Genomic DNA, 16,428 nt, shown 5'->3' with positions numbered 1-16,428 from the left:
TCACTCGACGAGCACAACCTCCAGGTTGCGCGGCCCGTGGACACCCTCGACGCGGTCGAGCTCGATGTCGGAGGTGGCGCTCGGACCACTGATCCAGGTGAGCGGTCGACCGGCGCGGACCGAGGCCTGCAGCATGGTGATTCCCTCGGGGACCGAGGTCACGACCTGTTCGGCGCGCACCACACAGACGTGGACGTCGGGGACCAACGACAGTGCGCGGCGGCCCTGATCGGGTTGGTGGTCGAGCACGATGGTGCCGGTCTGGGCGATGCTGACGGCTGAGGCGGTGACGACCGCATCGACAGCATCCAGGTCTCGCGCGGAGAGGGCGTCGTCGGTGACCAACTCGAACCCGGCTGGGCGCCAGTCGTCGGGTAGACCGGGAGCGGGGACGACTCGCCGCGCGCCATGCCCGGCCAAGACCCGGACAACCGTCTCGGCGACCTCGCCCGAACCGCACCGGCTGACCACGGCGCGGTAATCGATCAGGTTCTGCACGAACAGTTCGATCATTGCGTGGTGGTCGAGCACGTCGCTGGCCGGCGCCGGACTCACCTCGACGGCGCCGCCGGCCTGCGCCGAGCGGATGCGCGACAGGATCTCGTCACGAGCGTTCATCGGTTCCTCCGTCGGTGCGGTTCCACCACTGGCGGAAGGTTTCCTTGGGGGGCGTCGGGATGTCGCGCGCCCCGCTCCACGACGCGGCCGGACCCGGCAACGCACCCAGTGAGGTGCGGGATCCGAGCAGCTTGCCGCTGAACGCGCTCAGCTTCTGCGCCCGTTCCAACCGGCGGTGGTCGGCGAACAGCCAGCCCATCGCCGCCATCGAAGCGCTCTCGGCGCTGGGGCCTTTGCCGCGATGCTCGTCAACGACCTGGGTGCGCAGATGCACCAGGATGCGCGGGATATCGATCCGAACGGGGCAGACCTCGAAGCAGGCGCCGCACAGGCTGGAGGCATAGGGCAACGACTTGTCGATGTCGCTGCTGGTGCCGCGCAATTGCGGGGTGAGGATCGCGCCGATCGGGCCGGGGTAGACCGAGCCATAGGCGTGGCCACCGGCCCGCTCGTAGACCGGGCAGACGTTCAGACAGGCCGAGCAGCGGATGCAGCGCAGCGCCTCACGGCCGACCTCGTCGGCCAGAACGTGGGTGCGGCCGTTGTCGACCAACACGACGTGGACATCCTGCGGGCCGTCGCCTTCGCTCGGACCGCTCCACATCGTGGTGTACGGGTTCATCCGCTCGCCGGTGCTGGACCGGGGGAGCAGCTGCATGAACGTTCCGAGGTCGTCCCAGGTAGGCAGCACCTTCTCGATGCCGACAACACTGATCAGCGTCTCGGGCAGGGTGAGGCACATCCGCCCGTTGCCCTCGGATTCCAGCACCACCAAAGTGCCGGTCTCGGCGATGGCGAAGTTTGCACCGGAGATCGCGACCTTCGCGCGCAGGAACTTCTCGCGCAGGTGCAGGCGCGCCGCCTCGGCGAGCTGCTTGGGTTCGTCGGTCATGTCCGGCGGAGCTGGTCGACCGACCTTGCCCATCTGGCGGGCGAAGATCTCCCGGATCTCTGCCCGGCCGCGGTGGATCGCCGGCACCAGGATGTGGGAGGGGCGATCGTTGCCCAACTGCACGATGAGCTCGGCGAGGTCGGTTTCCCAAGCGTGGATGCCCTCCGCTTCCAACGCCTCGTTGAGCTCGATCTCCTGGGTGGCCATCGACTTGACCTTCACGACCTCATCGACTTGCTTGGCCTTCACCAAGCCCACCACGATCTCGTTGGCCTCCTGCGCGTCGCGGGCCCAGTGGACGGTGACGCCGCGGTCGGTGAGCGACTTCTCCAACTGCACGAGGTAATCGTCGAGGTGCGCGAGCACCTTGTCCTTGATGTCGGCGCCGTTGCGCCGCAACGCTTCCCACTCGGTGACCTCGGCCACGACTGCCGCTCGCTTGTCGCGAATCGTGTGGGTGGCGTGATGCAGGTTGCGCCGCTGCTGGGTGTTCGCCAACGCGTCGTGAGCCGTCACCGGGAACTTCGGCATCCCGACGAAAGTGGGTGTGGTGCGGGCCAGCGGATTGGTGGTCGTCATGCCGTCTGCTCCTGGGTCGAGGCGAGGATCTCGGCGAGGTGCATGGTTCTTACGCCGGCTCGCTGGCGGCCGAGCAGGCCGCCGATGTGGGCCAGACACGAGTTGTCACCAGCGACGACAACCTCGGCGTCGGTCTCGCGGATGTGCCGCACCTTGTCGCTGCCCATGGCCACCGACACGTCCGCGTTCTTCATCGCGAAGGTGCCACCGAAACCGCAGCACTCGGTTGCCGCGGGCAACTCGACCAGGTTGATCCCTCGGACGGCGCGCAGCAGTTGCAGCGGCCGGTCGCCGACATGCAGCATCCGCAGCGAGTGACAAGTCGGGTGGTAGGTGACGCGGTGGGGGAAGTAGGCCCCCACGTCGGTCACCTTCAGCACGTCGACCAGGAACTCCGAGAGTTCGTAAACCTTGGGCGCGACCCGTTCGACCTCGCGGCCCAGTCCGGCATCGCCGGACCGCTTGGCCAGGTCGGGGTATTGCTCCCGGATCGAACCGGTGCAGGACCCCGAGACGGACACCACGGCGTCGTAGGCACCGAAAACATCAACGAAGGAACGCACCAGGGGAATGGCCTCGTCGGCGTAGCCGGTGTTGGTGAACATCTGACCGCAACAGGTCTGTTGCTGCGGGAACTCGACGTCGACGCCGAGCCGCCGCAGCAGTCGTACGGTCGCCTTCGGCGTATCGGGCCACATCGTGTCGTTGAAGCAGGTGGCGAAGAGGGCCACGCGCGGGCTCACGGGAGCATCCAACTCAGGACGGTGGCCTGAAGTCCGACCAGGAGGCACATGACAGCGAGCAGAGCTATCGACCACAGAACGACCTTGCGGAAGATCTCCGATTCCTTGCCGAGCAAGCCGACCGAGGTTGCCGCAATCGTGAGGTTCTGCGGGCTGACCATCTTGCCGACCACGCCGCCGGCGGAGTTCGCCGCGACGAGCAGGGTGGGATCGATCCCGGACTTCTGCGCGGCCGTCTGTTGCAGGGTTGCAAACAACGCGTTGGCGCTGGTGTCGGATCCGGTGACCGCTGTGCCCAGCCAGCCGAGAATCGGCGACAGGAAAGCAAACGCGGTTCCGCTGCCGGCGATCCAGGTGCCGATAGTGATCGTCTGACCGCTCAGGTTCATCACGTAGGCCAGAGCCAGCACCGAGGCGACGGTCAGAAACGCGAAGCGCAGTTTGACCGCGGTGTCCTTGACCTCACCCGCCCACTTCGGCAAGGAGACCTTGTAGGCCACCGCGACGATCAGGGAGCAGAGCAAAAGCATGGTTCCGGGGGAGGAGAGCCACTGGAACGAATAGACAGTGGTCTTGGTCGCCACACCCTTGGCGTTGACGATCTCGCCGTTGAGTCCGGGCCACTTGATCGGCTGATCGGTGCCGACCATCCAGTTCTTGATCGGGTCGATCAGTTTCGTGACGGCGAACACCACGATCACCAACAGGTAGGGCAGGAGCGCCATCCCGATGCGGGCGGGGGTCAACGAACGAGCGCGTTCCTCGATGTCCATGTCAGAGCTGGCCGAGTCCGCCAACGGTTCACTGTGGCCGTCCTTGCTCGCGCCGGAGCCGGTCGTGCCCTTGCCGCTGCCTTTGGTCCCGCTCTCGGCGGCGACCGAGGCCAGTTCGCGCTCGCGCAGGATGGCGAGATCGGCGAGCGCTTCTTCGCGGCCGACGGGTTGCCAGAAGCGCAGCATGATGACCGCGGCGGCCAGCGCAACGAGCGAGGAGATGACGTCGGTCAGCTCGACCGAGATCCAGGTGGCCGAGACCCACTGGGCGAGGCCGAACGAAACACCCACCACGATCGCGATCGGCCAGGTCTGCTTGACCCCGCGCTTGCCATCGACCAGGCCGACGAGCAGCAGCGGCACGATCGCGGCAAGGAACGGAGTCTGGTGACCGACATAGGCGCCGATCTCGCCGTACGGAATGCCGGTCAGGGCGCCCGCAGTGATGATCGGGGTGCCGATGGCGCCGAAGGCGACCGGCGCGGTGTTGGCCAGCAGGGCCACCGCCGCCGCGCGCAGCGGGGAGAAACCAACGGCCATCAACATGACCCCGGTGATAGCCACCGGGGCGCCGAATCCGGCAAGTGCCTCGAGCATGCCGCCGAAGCAGAACGCGATGATGATCGCTTGCACACGCGGGTCATCAGAGACCAGGTGGAAGCTGGCGCGCAGGTCGTCGAAGCGGCCGCTGACCACGGTGATCTGGTAGAGCACGATCGCGGTGAAGACGATCCACATGATCGGGAAGAGGCCGAAGACCGCGCCCTCGCTAGCCGACAGGACGGCGAGCTTCGCGGGCATCTTGAAGACGGCGACCGCGATGATGATCGCGACAGCGACACCCGAGAGGCCGGCCCAGTGGGCCTTCCAGCGCAGAGCGCCGAGGGTGACGAAGACGGTGAGCAGCGGAAGGCTGGCGATGAGCGCGGAGATCCACAGGCTGTCGGCAACCGGCGACAGCGGTGGGGTGTACGTGGCGAGCATCCGGACCTCTCAATGGTCTGACCAAAGTTGTGATGCACACCATAGCCACATCCGGCGATCTGCTGGGAGTTCGTGGCCATGTCGGGCGCTCGTGATCCGTTCGATATCCGTTCCATATCCGTTCGATGCCAGGTCTAGGCTCGGCGGGTGACATCACCGGACGACGTGACCGAACAGGGCCCGCCCGCCAAGGCATGGGAAGTCGTTGTCGCGTGGGTTGAGGAGCGGATCCTCGATGGGCGTCTCGTGCGCGGCTCGACGCTGCCGGCTGAGCGTGACCTCGCCGCCCAATTGCGCGTGAGCCGAGCGGCCGTACGCGAGGCGGTTCGATCGCTGCAGGCCAACGGGGTATTGCGCTCCAGCGTCGGGGCCGGGAAAACCGGCGGCACCATCGTCGACGGCGAACCGCACGTTGCGCTCACTCGGATGCTGCGAATGCACGTCGCGCTGGCGAACTTCCCCGCCTACGACGTCACCCAGGTGCGCGCAGTCCTCGAGCGATTGTCGGCGGCCCTGGCTGCTACCGACGCCGATGATGAACTGCGGCAGCAGATGCGTTCCTCCTTGGAGGCAATGGACGACGACAGTCTCTCGCGCGCGCGGTTCAACGCCCACGACACCGACTTCCACGTGGCGATGGCCCGGGGTGCCGGGAATCGCCTCGCGACCGACCTGACGGTGGCGATCCGGGAATCCCTGCGCAATCCGCTCGGTTGGGCGTTCGCCGATCTGTCCGAGTGGCCCACGCTGCGAGCGGTGCTGCGGGCCGAGCACCACGCGATCATGGCGGCCATCGAGGCAGGCGACGCCGGGCAAGCGGCGGACCTGGTCGAGCAACACATCTGGTCGTCGTACGACGCGATGCTGCGCGACCGAACGAACACCTTGCGTTTAGGCCGCCCAGCCCAGGGCGCGCAGCGCGGCCGCGGTGGCAGCGGCAACGATGATCACGACCAGGAAGGGCGCCCGGAGCAGGAGCGCCACGATCGCCGCGCCAAGGCCGGCCGCGCGGGCGTCAATTTCGACGGCGCCGTGGTTGCCGGTGCCGGTCTGCACCGCGACAAGGGCGGCCAGTAACGCGACCGGCAGGTAGGTCATCACCCGGCCCACCAGCGGTCCGTCGAGCAGCCGTTGCGGCACCAGATACCCGCAGAGTTTGATCGCGAACGAGAGCGCGCCGGCCAGGAGGACCGTGGTCCACAGGCTCATCTCGCGGCCTCGCGCTCGGGGATCAAACCCGTGACAACAGCGGTCAGCGCGGCGATCAGGATCGGCACTCCGGCCGGACTGTGCGGGGAGACCAGCAGTGCGACGGCCGCTGCGGCGACAGCGGTGAGCCGGGCACGGCCGGTCGACAGCCGCGGCCACAACAGCGCGATGAAGGCACCGCTGGCTGCCGCGTCGAGGCCCCATTGCTTTGGATCGCCAAGAGCGCTGCCGGCGATGGCTCCGACGATCGTCATCAGGTTCCAGAAGGCGAACACCGCGATGCCGGTCCACCAGAATCCGGTGCGCGACAGCGACTGGGTGGGTTGCGCGACAGTCACTGCGGTCGACTCGTCGATGGTCAGATGGGCGGCCAGAACCCTGCGTAGTCCGCGTTCTTGCAGGAGGCGCGAGACCTGCAGGCCGTAGAACGCGTTGCGTAGCCCGAGCAGTGAGCTGGTGGTCACCGCCGCCAATCCGGTGCCGCCCGAGGCGATCACGCCCACTGCCGCGAACTGGGAGCCGCCGCTGAACAGCAACGCCGACAACATCGCCGCCTGAGCCAGGCTCAAGCCAGCGGCGACGGCGAGCGCGCCGAAGCTGATGCCGTAAAGACCGGTGGCGAAGCCCACCGTGAGTCCCTGTCGGGCGACAGATCTGTGGGTGGGCGTCTCAGTGCTCATGCTCGTGCGGTGCGGGCTCTTCGCCGAGGCCAGTGAGCAACTCGATCTCGCGAACGGTGCTTCCATCGGCGGAGACGACGCGGTCGGCGAACTCCCCGGTGAGTCCGAAACCGGCTTCGGCCAAGAAGCGCACCAGCAAGGTGTCGCGTTCCAGAACGAGGGTGCGTACGGCGTTGATGTCGTTCACGGCGAGGGTGTCGATGGCCGCGTTGAGCAGTCGTGAGCCGTGACCGCGGTGGCGATGGTCGGGATCGACACCACCCGCCAGAATCTCGCCCTCGCCGTCGGCGGCTGGGCCGATCGCGACGAAGCCGACGACGTCTTCGAGTTCGGTGGCCACCAGCAACCGGTGGATCGGTGACGGGGGAGCCGCCAGCGAGGCCCGCCAAGCGGCGGCGAAATTGGCCGCTTCGAACTGGTCGAGGGCGCTGCGGTCGACGATCCCGTCGTACGCATCCCGCCAGACCGCGGCCTGCACCCGACCGACCGGGTCGATGTCGCTGCTTCGGGCCGTACGCACGCTCGCATCACTCACCGGTTGATTGAACCAGTCGCGACACCCGTGGGCCGAACCACCCGGCTCTGCGTGTGACACAAGAATGCAGAATTGCATATTGGTGTAATGCCGGTCACACTGGTGACATGTACGGCAACGACTTTGACGCGTCCGACGAACCGCTCAATGCGGCAGAGGGCGACGGACTGCGCGACGTGCTCCACACCGCCACCGAACGGGGCGACGGCGGTGATTTCGACGCCCTGATCGAGGCCGATCGGCGGATTGAGCCGCGCGATGCGATGCCCGACGGATACCGGCAGACGCTGATCCGCCAGATCGCCCAACACGCCCACTCCGAGATCATCGGTATGCAGCCCGAGGGCAACTGGATCACTCGTGCGCCCTCGTTGCGGCGCAAGGCGATTCTGATCGCGAAGGTGCAAGACGAGGCCGGCCATGGGCTCTACCTCTACTCCGCCGCCGAGACCCTTGGCGTCGATCGCGGTGAGCTGCTGGAAAAGCTGCACTCCGGCAAGCAGAAGTACTCCTCGATCTTCAACTACCCGACGCTGACCTGGGCCGACGTCGGCGCGATCGGCTGGCTGGTCGACGGTGCCGCGATCATGAACCAGGTTCCGCTCTGCCGTTGTTCGTACGGCCCCTACGCCCGCGCCATGATTCGTGTCTGCAAGGAGGAGTCGTTCCATCAGCGCCAGGGCTTTGAGTCTCTGTACACGATGGCGACCGGCACCCCGGAGCAGAAGGCGCTGGTGCAGGACGCCGCCAACCGCTGGTGGTGGCCGGCCCTGATGATGTTCGGTCCGCCGGACACGGGGGAGAACGCCGCCGACGGCCGCACCGCGCAATCCATGGCCTGGGGGATCAAGCGGTTCGCGAACGACGAACTGCGTCAGCGGTTCATCGACATGACCGTTCCGCAGGCGCAAAAGCTTGGCATCACGCTGCCCGACCCAGAGCTCGCCTGGAACGAAGAGCGCGGCCACTGGGACTTCGGCCCCATCGACTGGTCGGAGTTCTACCGGGTTCTCAAGGGTGACGGCCCCTGCAATACCGAACGGATCAACCACCGGGTGACCGCCCACGAAGAGGGCGCCTGGGTGCGTGAGGCCGCGCTGGCCTACGCCGACAAGCAACGTCAGCGAGGAGACGCCGCATGAATGCGCCCGAAATGATCAAGCCAGCAACGACTGAGCGCGAATGGCCGCTGTTCGAGGTGTTCGTACGCGGAAAGCGTGGCCTTTCCCACGTACACGCCGGATCGCTGCACGCGCCCGACGCGCAGATGGCGTTGCGCAATGCCCGCGATCTTTACACCCGACGCCAGGAAGGTGTCTCGGTGTGGGTCGTCGCCGCGGCCGACATCCTGGCGAACAGCCCGGACGAGCGCGACAGCTTCTTCGATCCGGCAGCCGACAAGGTCTACCGGCACCCGACGTTCTACGACGTCCCGAAGGATGTCGAATATCTATGAGGGACGCATCCGACCTGATCTCGAGCTACGTTCTCGGCCTTGCCGACGACGCGCTGATCTATACCCAGCGCCTCGGCGAGTGGGTATCGCGCGCGCCCCAGATCGAGGAGGACCTCGCGCTGGGCAACGTTGCACTCGACCTACTCGGTCAGGCGCGCGCATTGTTGACCCGCGTCGGTGAACTCGACGGCAGTGGCCGTGGCGAGGACGCTCTGGCCTACCTGCGCGACGAGCGCGAGTTCCGCAACGTCCACCTGGTCGAGCGGCCGCGTGGCGACTTCGGCTTCGAGATGGCGCGGTTGCTGTGGTTTGCGAGCTATCAGTGCGCGCTCTACGCCCGGCTGGCCGACAGCAGCGATGAGACGGTTCGCGGGGTGGCCCGCAAGGCGGTCAAGGAGGTCGACTACCACCGGGACCACGCGACCCAGTGGGTGCTGCGGCTGGGCGACGGAACCACTGAGTCCCGCGCGCGCATGCAACAGGCGCTCGCGGATGTGTCGCCCTACATCGCCGAACTGTTCGAGGACACCGACGCCGCTCAGGCGGCTGCGCGGGCCGGGGTCGGAACGCTGCCCTCAACGCTTGCCGACGAGGTGCGCTCCTATGTTCGCTCGGTCACCGACCAAGCGGGTCTGGACTACGTCGACAGTGCCACGTTCGCCGCACGCGGTGGTCGCGACGGGATCCACTCGCAAACCATGGGCTACCTGCTGGCGGAGATGCAACACATTCACCGGTCGCATCCGACGGCGACGCGATGGTGATGCTCGCCGACCGGTCGGTCGATGTCGAGCGGGCCATCCGCGCTGTCCTCGATCCAGAGATCCCGGTGATCACGCTCGACGACCTCGGCGTGATCAGGTCGTTGGAGGTCGACGGCGACGTCGTACGCGTGGTCATGACGCCCACGTACAGCGGCTGTCCGGCGATGGAAGCCATGGAACGCTCCGTTCGCGTCGCGATCGCCGCCCAGGGGTTCCGACCAGAAGTCTCGATCCGTCTCGAGCCGGCCTGGACCACTGACTGGATGTCAGCGGCTGGACGAGAACGCCTGCGGGAGTTCGGAATTGCGCCACCCGGCACCACTGGTGGCGCCGGCCCGCGCGCGATCACGCTCAGGATGCGTCAGGTTTCTTGCCCGGTCTGCGGAAGCCCGGAGACCGAGGTCCTGTCCCAGTTCGGCTCGACCGCCTGCAAGGCGCTGCGCCGCTGCACCCAATGCCGAGAACCGTTCGAGGAATTCAAAGCGCTATGACCGTCCAGCTCACCACCCCCGCGCGTCGCCGCTCGCAGTTCCACGACCTGCGTGTCGTCGACGTGCAGCGCCTGACCCCGACCTCGGTGGCAGTCACCTTCGCCGTGCCGCCAGAACTGGCAGCCGACTTCGCGTTCACCCCCGGCCAACACCTCACGCTGCGCGCGACGATCGACGGCCAGGACGCCCGCCGGTCCTATTCCATCTGTATCACCCGGAGTGAGGCACTTCGCCGCGGTGCCATCCGGGTTGGTTCGTCCAAGGTGGACGGCGGACTGATGTCGACCTGGTTGAACGAACAGGTGCAGCCTGGCGATGTCGTGCAGGTGATGACGCCGCTCGGTTCGTTCACGACACCGCCGTCGCAGGTCGCGCATCGTCATCACGTCGCGTTTGCTGCTGGATCAGGCATCACCCCGGTGCTGTCGATCCTCGGCTCGCTGCTGGATGAGGACCCGGCGGCGACCGCGTCGCTGGTCTACGGCAATCGGCGTACGGACTCGGTCATGTTCCTGGAGGAACTCGCCGACCTCAAGAACGCGCATCCCAGCCGGTTCCAGCTGTTCCACGTTCTGTCCCGCGAGCCGCAGGACGTCGAGTGGCTCAACGGGCGCATCGATGCGGAGAAAATCAAGCTGCTGCTCGGTTCGGTGTTGCCGGTGTCAACGGTCGACGAGTGGTACCTCTGCGGGCCCTTCCAGATGGTCGAATCCGCGCGAAAGGTGTTGGCGGACAACGGAGTCAGTGACGATCACGTGCACCACGAGATCTTCCACGTCGACGACGGAACCACGCCGGCGAAGCGCGTGGAGATCGACACCAGCGCCCCTGCGGAGGCGGTGGTCACGGTCAATCTAGACGGACGTACGACGCGGGTCGAGATGCCCTCGAAGGCCGAAACCATCCTGGACGCCACGCTCCGCGCCCGCCCCGACGCCCCGTTCTCCTGCACCGGTGGCGTGTGCGGCACCTGCCGCGCCCGTGTCGTACGCGGCGAAGTCACGATGGACCGCAACTACGCCCTCGAACCCGATGAGGTGGCCGCCGGGATCGTGCTGGCCTGCCAGTCGCACCCGGTCACCGATGAGGTCGAGCTCGACTACGACGCCTGACCACTACGTCCGTAGTAAAGGAATCTGGTCGCTATAGCGACCAGATTCCTTTTGTTAGCGGTCGTCCTGCTTGAGGGCGGTGTCTATGGTGAGTGCGGCCGCGAGGCAGAGGGAGCGCAGCGGCTCGGGCAGGTCGTAATGGATGTTGACCGCGTAGTTGTCGGCGGTGGTGAACATCGCGGTCAGCAGGCCTTCCCAGGTCTTGGTCACGCGAGCGACTTCGGTGCCCTGGCTGTCGCGCATCGAGAAGTTCCAAGCGCGCCAGTTCTCCGCGTTGAGCGAGCCGATCTCCTGGCCATCGGCCTCGATGCCGAACCGGATCTTGCCGAACACATTGCGCTGCACCAGCCGCCCGATCTCCTGGCCCTGGGCGTTCTGAACGATGACGGAGGACTTCATCACCTTCGCCGGACGGGTCAGCTGAAGCACGATCTGGCCGGTGATGTCACGGACCTCGAGGCGGTGGGTCAAGAACTGGTCGTAGTTCGTCATCACGCGCAACACCTTGCGCATCGAACTCTGACCGACCTCGGCGACGACTCCGAGTTGCGCACCGTCCGCACCGTAAATCGCGTACTCGTTGGTGACCTCGATGATCTTGCGCTTCTGGGAGACGATCAGCGTCTTCTCGTTCAGCATGCTGCGACCGGGCGCCGCGGCCCGGCCACCCGCCGGTCCTGTCATCTGGCCGCCGAAGCTTTGATCTCCGTAGCCTTGAGCGATTCCGTCGTTGAATCGGTGGACGTCGCCGGTGAACCCCGGGCGCTCCTGCGGGTTCTGCAGGTAGTTCGGTTGGCCGGGCGGCGGGCCCTGTGGCGGTGCCTGCTGGGCGTACGGGTCGTGGGCCGGCGGTGCCGGCGGAGCCGGCGGAGCCTGCTGTGCGTACGGGTCGTGGGCCGGCGATGCCGGTGGAGCCTGCTGTGCGTACGGGTCCGCGGCGGGGGTCGGTCGAGCCTGCTGTGCGTACGGGTCCGGTTGTGGCGCAGCCGAACTCGTCGGCGCCGAACCAGGCAGGCGCACCGGGCCACCGCCGTGGACGATGGGCGGGGCCGGCTCATCCCTCGGCTTCGGTTTGGTGAAGTCGGTCCAGCCCGAGCCATCGCGGTAGCGAAGTTTCGTCGGGTCGTTCGGGTCGTCCTGCCAGCCCTGATCGGTCATGGCGCCATTTTGACACGCTCACACGAAGCGCGTGGGGGAGTCCTCCTCGAAGGCGGCGCGCACCAGATTGCGGTGCAGCGGGATGAACGGCAAGGTGGCGGCCTCGAGCGCTGACACCCACCGCACCTCGGTCACCTCGTCGGACAAGCCGGCCTCGCCGGTCGCGGCGGTTGCCCGAAAGCAGACGCCATAGGTCTGGGTGAGGGTGACGCCATCGCGGCCACGGACCGCAACGTCGGGGTCGGTGTAGACCGCCAGCACCGAGCGGACCTCGACCTCAAGCCCGACCTCTTCGCGGGCCTCCCTGACCGCTGCCTCGGCAAAGGTTTCACCGGGGTCGATGCCGCCGCCGGGCATGCACCACAACGAGTTGTCCTCGCGCCGGGTGACCAAGAGCAATCCGTCGCGCAGTACGGCGACGGAGGCGCCGATCTTCTGGCGGGCCTCGCGACCGACCCGGTCGCCGAGCACCAGCGTGGCCCGTGGAACCGCGCGGATATAGGTGATCCAGGCGAAGCCGTCCCGCGGATCCCGGCTGGACTCGCGCCACTCCTGCGGAGCTAGTTCGGGGAAGAAGGTGTCGCCCTCGACCTCGCGATCGATCTCGGTGAGCAGGATCTGATCGGCGAAGCGCAGCGCTTGCTGATAGATCTCGGCCCCGCCCACCACGAACACGTCGTCGTCACCGACCAGAGCCAGCGCGTGATCGAGGCTGGAAGCGACCTCGACCCCCTCGGCTGACCACTGCGGCTGGCGGGTGATCACGATCGACCGGCGCCCGGGCAGAGCGCCGACCGAGTCGTAGGTCTTGCGACCCATGATCATCGGGTGGCCCATGGTGGTGCGCTTGAAGAATTTGAGGTCGGCCGGAAGGTGCCACGGCATCCCGCCTTCCCGCCCGATGACGCCGTTGCGAGATCGCGCCGCGATCAGGCTGATCGTCATATCGCGATCGGCGCCTTGATCGAAGGGTCGGCGACGTAGCCGTCGAGCGTGATGTCGGCCAGGTCGAAGCCGTCGATCTCGCTGATCGCCGGATTGAGCCGCAGCGTCGGCAGCGCCTTGGGCGAGCGGGTGAGCTGCTCGCGCGCCTGGTCGAGATGATTGCGGTAAAGGTGAGCGTCGCCCAGGGTGTGGACGAAATCGCCCACTGCGAGCCCGCTGACTTGAGCGACCATGTGGGTCAGCAAGGCATAGGACGCGATGTTGAACGGCACACCGAGGAATACGTCGGCCGATCGTTGGTAGAGCTGGCAGGACAGGCGGCGCACCCCGGTCTCGTCGGCCGGAGCTACGTAGAACTGGAACATCGTGTGACACGGCGGCAGAGCCATGTCGTCGACATCGGCGACATTCCATGCCGAGACGATGTGGCGTCGCGAGTCAGGGTTGGTCTGGAGGGCGCCGATCACCTTCGCCAACTGGTCGATGTGGCGCCCGTCGGGGGTCGGCCAGGAACGCCACTGATGGCCATAGATCGGGCCGAGGTCGCCATTCTCGTCGGCCCATTCGTCCCAGATCGAGATCCGCCGGTCGTGCAGCCACTGCACGTTGGTGTCGCCGCGCAGGAACCACAGGAGTTCACCGAAGATCGAGCGGAGGTGAAGCTTCTTGGTGGTGAGCACCGGGAAACCGGCCCGCAGGTCAAAGCGCATCTGGTGGCCAAACACCGAAAGGGTGCCGGTTCCGGTGCGGTCGTCCTTGCGGGCACCCTCGGACAGGACCCGATCGAGCAGGTCGAGATATTGCTGCATGGATCTGGACGCTAGCAGCGGCTACCGACAGGGTGGGAGGCCGCGCGGACAACCGCGGAGCGGGCCGCGGCCACCCGATAGCCTGAGGTGTATGACCTCCAACCCTTTCGGCCGGATGCTGACCGCCATGGTGACGCCGATGCGTCCCGACGGGTCGATCGACTACGACGCCGTTCAGGCGCTCGCCAGTCACCTCGTGGACAACGGACATGACGGATTGGTGATCAACGGCACCACCGGTGAGTCGGCCACGACCACCGACGAGGAGAACGTCGAGACCGTGAGGGCCGTGGTCTCAGCCGTCGGCGATCGGGTTCCGATCACCGCTGGGGTTGGCACCAACGACACCGCTCACTCGGTGCGCGCGGCGAAGGCGATGGTCGCCGCCGGTGCGAACAACGCGTTGGTCGTGACCCCGTACTACAACAAACCGCCGCAGGCGGGCGTCGTGGAACACGTACGTGCGATCGCCCAGGCGGCCGATGTTCCGGTGATGCTCTATGACATTCCCGGGCGCAGCGCGATCCCGTTGGAGAGCAGCACCATCGAACTACTTGCGCAGATCGAGCAGGTGCGCGCCGTCAAGGACGCGAAGGCCGATCTCTACGCCTCCAGCAAGCTGATGGCCGAACTGGACCTGCTCTGGTTCTCCGGCGACGACGTCCTGGCCTTCTCGTGGCTCGCCCTCGGCGCCGTTGGCCATGTCGCGGTCACCGGCCACGTCGCGGGCAACGAGTTCGCCGCGATGATTGCCGCGTTCGACCGGGGCGACCTGGCCGAAGCCCGCGCTATTCACACCCGTCTTATCCCGGTCATGGACGCGATCATGGGGGTCACCCAGGGCGCGATCATGGCCAAGGCCGCCCTGGCGATCCAGGGCGTCATCCCCTCAGACTTCTGCCGGCTGCCCTTGCTGCCGGCTACGGACGAGCAACGCAGCATCGTCCGCAACGCACTGACGAAGGCAGGTCTTGCATGAGCCATCCGCATCCCGAACTCGGCGCTCCGCCGGCGCTACCGAAGAACGGCGTACGAATCGTCGCTCTCGGTGGGCTCGGCGAGGTCGGGCGAAACATGACCGTCTTGGAATACGGCGGCCGCTTGCTGGTCGTCGACTGCGGCGTGTTGTTCCCGGAGGACCACCCGGGCGTCGACCTGATTCTTCCGGACTTCGATTACCTGAAGAACCGGTTGAACGACATCGAGGCGATCGTGCTGACCCACGGTCACGAGGATCACATCGGTGCGGTTCCCTACCTGCTGCGCTTGAAGCGGGACATCCCGCTGATCGGGTCGACGCTGACTCTCGCGCTGATCGAGGCGAAGCTCAAGGAGCACCGCATCACCCCGTACACCCTGGCCGTGAAGGAGGGCGGTCGCGAACAGATCGGCCCGTTCGATTGTGAGTTCGTGGCGGTCAACCACTCGATTCCGGATGCGCTGGCAGTCGGCGTACGAACCCCGGGCGGCACCCTGCTGATCACCGGCGACTTCAAGATGGACCAGCTGCCGCTGGACGGTCGGATCACCGACCTGCGGGCCTTCGCCCGCCTCGGCGAGGAGGGTGTCGACCTCTTCCTGACCGACTCGACCAACGCCGAGGTGCCGGGATTCACCACCTCCGAGCGCAACATCACCCCGGCGATTGAGCGGGTCTTCGAAAAGGCCGAGCGGCGCATTGTCGTGGCCTGTTTTTCTTCCCACATCCACCGCGTCCAGCAGGTGCTCGACGTGGCCCAACAACACGGTCGCAAGGTCGCCATGGTGGGGCGCTCGATGGTCCGCAACATGGGTATCGCGGCCGAGCTGGGCTACCTGCACGTCCCGGACGGCATCCTGATCGATGCCAAAAAGCTGCCGAACTTCCCCGACAACGAGGTGGTGCTGATCTGCACCGGTTCGCAGGGCGAGCCGATGGCCGCTTTGTCCCGGATGGCGAATCGGGATCACCAGATCGATATCGGTCCCGGCGACACGGTCCTGATGGCCAGTTCGCTGATTCCGGGCAACGAGAACGCCATCTACCGGGTGATCAACGGCCTGATGCGGCTCGGTGCGAACGTGGTCCACAAGGGCAACGCGATGGTTCACGTCTCCGGCCACGCCAGCGCCGGCGAGCTGCTCTATTGCTACAACATCGTCAAACCGAAGAACGTCATGCCGATCCACGGTGAGTGGCGACACCTCGTGGCCAACGGCAAGCTGGCCGAGGCCACCGGTGTTCCCGAGCGCAACGTGTTGCTCGCCGAGGATGGCGTCGTGGTCGACCTGGTTGACGGCCAGGCGTCGATCACCGGGGTTGTTCCGTGTGGCTACGTCTACGTCGACGGCTCGCTGGTCGGCACCACCGACGAGACGATGCTCAAGGACCGCCGCATCCTGCGCGACGAGGGCTTCGTGACGATCATCGTGATCGTCGATGCCGCCACCGGAAAGATCGTTTCGGGCCCCGACATCCGCACCCGGGGGTTCGCCGAGGATGACGATGTCTTCGACAAGGTCGTCCCAAAGATCGAGGAAGCCCTCGAACAGGCGCGCGCCAAGGGCGTCGGCGACGCCCACCAGTTGCAGCAGGTCATTCGCCGTACGGTCGGTGGTTTCGTCGGTGGCAAGCTGCGCCGTCGCCCGATGATCATTCCGATCGTGATCGAGGCCTGAGCAGCTCGACCGAATCTCAATG

Annotated in this window: 17 protein-coding genes and 1 pseudogene; 8 read left to right on the top strand and 10 right to left on the bottom strand. The window is 66.5% G+C overall.

Annotation, left to right across the window (positions count from 1 at the left end):
• Genes ACYU98_RS09750 through ACYU98_RS09735 form a run of 4 tightly spaced genes read right to left on the bottom strand, consistent with a single transcriptional unit; the run spans position 1 to position 4,589 of the window.
• Positions 1-618 (bottom strand): LutC/YkgG family protein, encoded by a 618-nt coding sequence (locus tag ACYU98_RS09750; RefSeq protein ID WP_460468014.1) that lies wholly within the window; start codon positions 616-618, stop codon positions 1-3.
• Positions 605-2,089 (bottom strand): LutB/LldF family L-lactate oxidation iron-sulfur protein, encoded by a 1,485-nt coding sequence (locus ACYU98_RS09745; protein WP_460468013.1) that lies wholly within the window; start codon positions 2,087-2,089, stop codon positions 605-607. The genes ACYU98_RS09750 and ACYU98_RS09745 overlap by 14 nt, the downstream gene beginning before the upstream one ends.
• Entirely contained in the window at positions 2,086-2,832 is a 747-nt protein-coding gene (locus ACYU98_RS09740; RefSeq protein ID WP_460468012.1) for a (Fe-S)-binding protein, read from the bottom strand. The genes ACYU98_RS09745 and ACYU98_RS09740 overlap by 4 nt, the downstream gene beginning before the upstream one ends.
• Positions 2,829-4,589 (bottom strand): L-lactate permease, encoded by a 1,761-nt coding sequence (locus tag ACYU98_RS09735; protein ID WP_460468011.1) that lies wholly within the window; start codon positions 4,587-4,589, stop codon positions 2,829-2,831. Before ACYU98_RS09735 ends, ACYU98_RS09740 begins: the two co-directional genes overlap by 4 nt.
• A 147-nt stretch (positions 4,590-4,736) precedes the next feature.
• Between ACYU98_RS09735 and ACYU98_RS09730 the strand changes: the two are divergent.
• Positions 4,737-5,420 (top strand): annotated as a pseudogene (locus tag ACYU98_RS09730) (FadR/GntR family transcriptional regulator); the annotation flags it as partial.
• A gap of 60 nt (positions 5,421-5,480) precedes the next feature.
• On the opposite strand, the gene ACYU98_RS09725 reads toward ACYU98_RS09730, so the two are convergent.
• The 3 genes from ACYU98_RS09725 to ACYU98_RS09715 are packed head-to-tail and all read right to left on the bottom strand — an operon-like array spanning position 5,481 to position 7,013.
• Positions 5,481-5,798 carry an AzlD domain-containing protein gene (locus ACYU98_RS09725; protein WP_460468010.1) on the bottom strand — a complete coding sequence of 106 codons (318 nt, stop codon included), beginning with the start codon at positions 5,796-5,798 and terminating at the stop codon, positions 5,481-5,483.
• Positions 5,795-6,478 (bottom strand): AzlC family ABC transporter permease, encoded by a 684-nt coding sequence (locus tag ACYU98_RS09720; protein WP_460468009.1) that lies wholly within the window; start codon positions 6,476-6,478, stop codon positions 5,795-5,797. The genes ACYU98_RS09725 and ACYU98_RS09720 overlap by 4 nt, the downstream gene beginning before the upstream one ends.
• Positions 6,468-7,013, bottom strand: coding sequence for a GNAT family N-acetyltransferase (locus ACYU98_RS09715; RefSeq protein WP_460468008.1), 546 nt, complete (start codon positions 7,011-7,013; stop codon positions 6,468-6,470). Before ACYU98_RS09715 ends, ACYU98_RS09720 begins: the two co-directional genes overlap by 11 nt.
• A 107-nt stretch (positions 7,014-7,120) precedes the next feature.
• Here ACYU98_RS09715 and paaA point away from each other — a divergent pair, with 107 nt between their 5' ends.
• Genes paaA through paaE form a run of 5 tightly spaced genes read left to right on the top strand, consistent with a single transcriptional unit; the run spans position 7,121 to position 10,836 of the window.
• Positions 7,121-8,155 carry a 1,2-phenylacetyl-CoA epoxidase subunit PaaA gene (gene paaA, locus ACYU98_RS09710; protein WP_460468007.1) on the top strand — a complete coding sequence of 345 codons (1,035 nt, stop codon included), beginning with the start codon at positions 7,121-7,123 and terminating at the stop codon, positions 8,153-8,155.
• Entirely contained in the window at positions 8,152-8,469 is a 318-nt protein-coding gene (paaB, locus tag ACYU98_RS09705) for a 1,2-phenylacetyl-CoA epoxidase subunit PaaB (RefSeq protein WP_460468006.1), read from the top strand. The genes paaA and paaB overlap by 4 nt, the downstream gene beginning before the upstream one ends.
• Positions 8,466-9,233 (top strand): 1,2-phenylacetyl-CoA epoxidase subunit PaaC, encoded by a 768-nt coding sequence (gene paaC, locus ACYU98_RS09700; RefSeq protein WP_460468005.1) that lies wholly within the window; start codon positions 8,466-8,468, stop codon positions 9,231-9,233. The genes paaB and paaC overlap by 4 nt, the downstream gene beginning before the upstream one ends.
• Positions 9,227-9,724 carry a 1,2-phenylacetyl-CoA epoxidase subunit PaaD gene (paaD, locus tag ACYU98_RS09695; RefSeq protein WP_460468004.1) on the top strand — a complete coding sequence of 166 codons (498 nt, stop codon included), beginning with the start codon at positions 9,227-9,229 and terminating at the stop codon, positions 9,722-9,724. The genes paaC and paaD overlap by 7 nt, the downstream gene beginning before the upstream one ends.
• Positions 9,721-10,836, top strand: coding sequence for a 1,2-phenylacetyl-CoA epoxidase subunit PaaE (paaE, locus tag ACYU98_RS09690; protein WP_460468003.1), 1,116 nt, complete (start codon positions 9,721-9,723; stop codon positions 10,834-10,836). The genes paaD and paaE overlap by 4 nt, the downstream gene beginning before the upstream one ends.
• Positions 10,837-10,890: 54 nt before the next feature.
• On the opposite strand, the gene ACYU98_RS09685 is transcribed toward paaE, so the two are convergent.
• The 3 genes from ACYU98_RS09685 to ACYU98_RS09675 are packed head-to-tail and all read right to left on the bottom strand — an operon-like array spanning position 10,891 to position 13,748.
• The gene (locus tag ACYU98_RS09685) at positions 10,891-11,994 is read right to left on the bottom strand and encodes a phospholipid scramblase-related protein (protein WP_460468002.1); all 1,104 of its coding nucleotides are present in this window, start codon (positions 11,992-11,994) and stop codon (positions 10,891-10,893) included.
• Positions 11,995-12,012: 18 nt separating this feature from the next.
• Positions 12,013-12,939, bottom strand: coding sequence for a dihydrofolate reductase (locus tag ACYU98_RS09680; protein ID WP_460468001.1), 927 nt, complete (start codon positions 12,937-12,939; stop codon positions 12,013-12,015).
• Complete coding sequence (locus tag ACYU98_RS09675; RefSeq protein WP_460468000.1) at positions 12,936-13,748, bottom strand: thymidylate synthase; 813 nt, start codon at positions 13,746-13,748, stop codon at positions 12,936-12,938. The genes ACYU98_RS09680 and ACYU98_RS09675 overlap by 4 nt, the downstream gene beginning before the upstream one ends.
• A gap of 91 nt (positions 13,749-13,839) precedes the next feature.
• Between ACYU98_RS09675 and dapA the strand changes: the two genes are divergently transcribed.
• Together dapA and ACYU98_RS09665 are read left to right on the top strand one after the other, a co-directional pair.
• Entirely contained in the window at positions 13,840-14,727 is an 888-nt protein-coding gene (dapA, locus tag ACYU98_RS09670) for a 4-hydroxy-tetrahydrodipicolinate synthase (RefSeq protein ID WP_460467999.1), read from the top strand.
• Positions 14,724-16,406: a ribonuclease J gene (locus tag ACYU98_RS09665; protein ID WP_460467998.1), complete on the top strand. Its 1,683-nt coding sequence runs from the start codon at positions 14,724-14,726 to the stop codon at positions 16,404-16,406. The genes dapA and ACYU98_RS09665 overlap by 4 nt, the downstream gene beginning before the upstream one ends.
• Positions 16,407-16,428 lie beyond the last annotated feature (22 nt).

It is taken from the genome of Calidifontibacter terrae (genome assembly GCF_054778835.1).
Note: the sequence above shows the minus strand (reverse complement) of the source record. Positions and strands in the feature narration are given on the sequence as shown.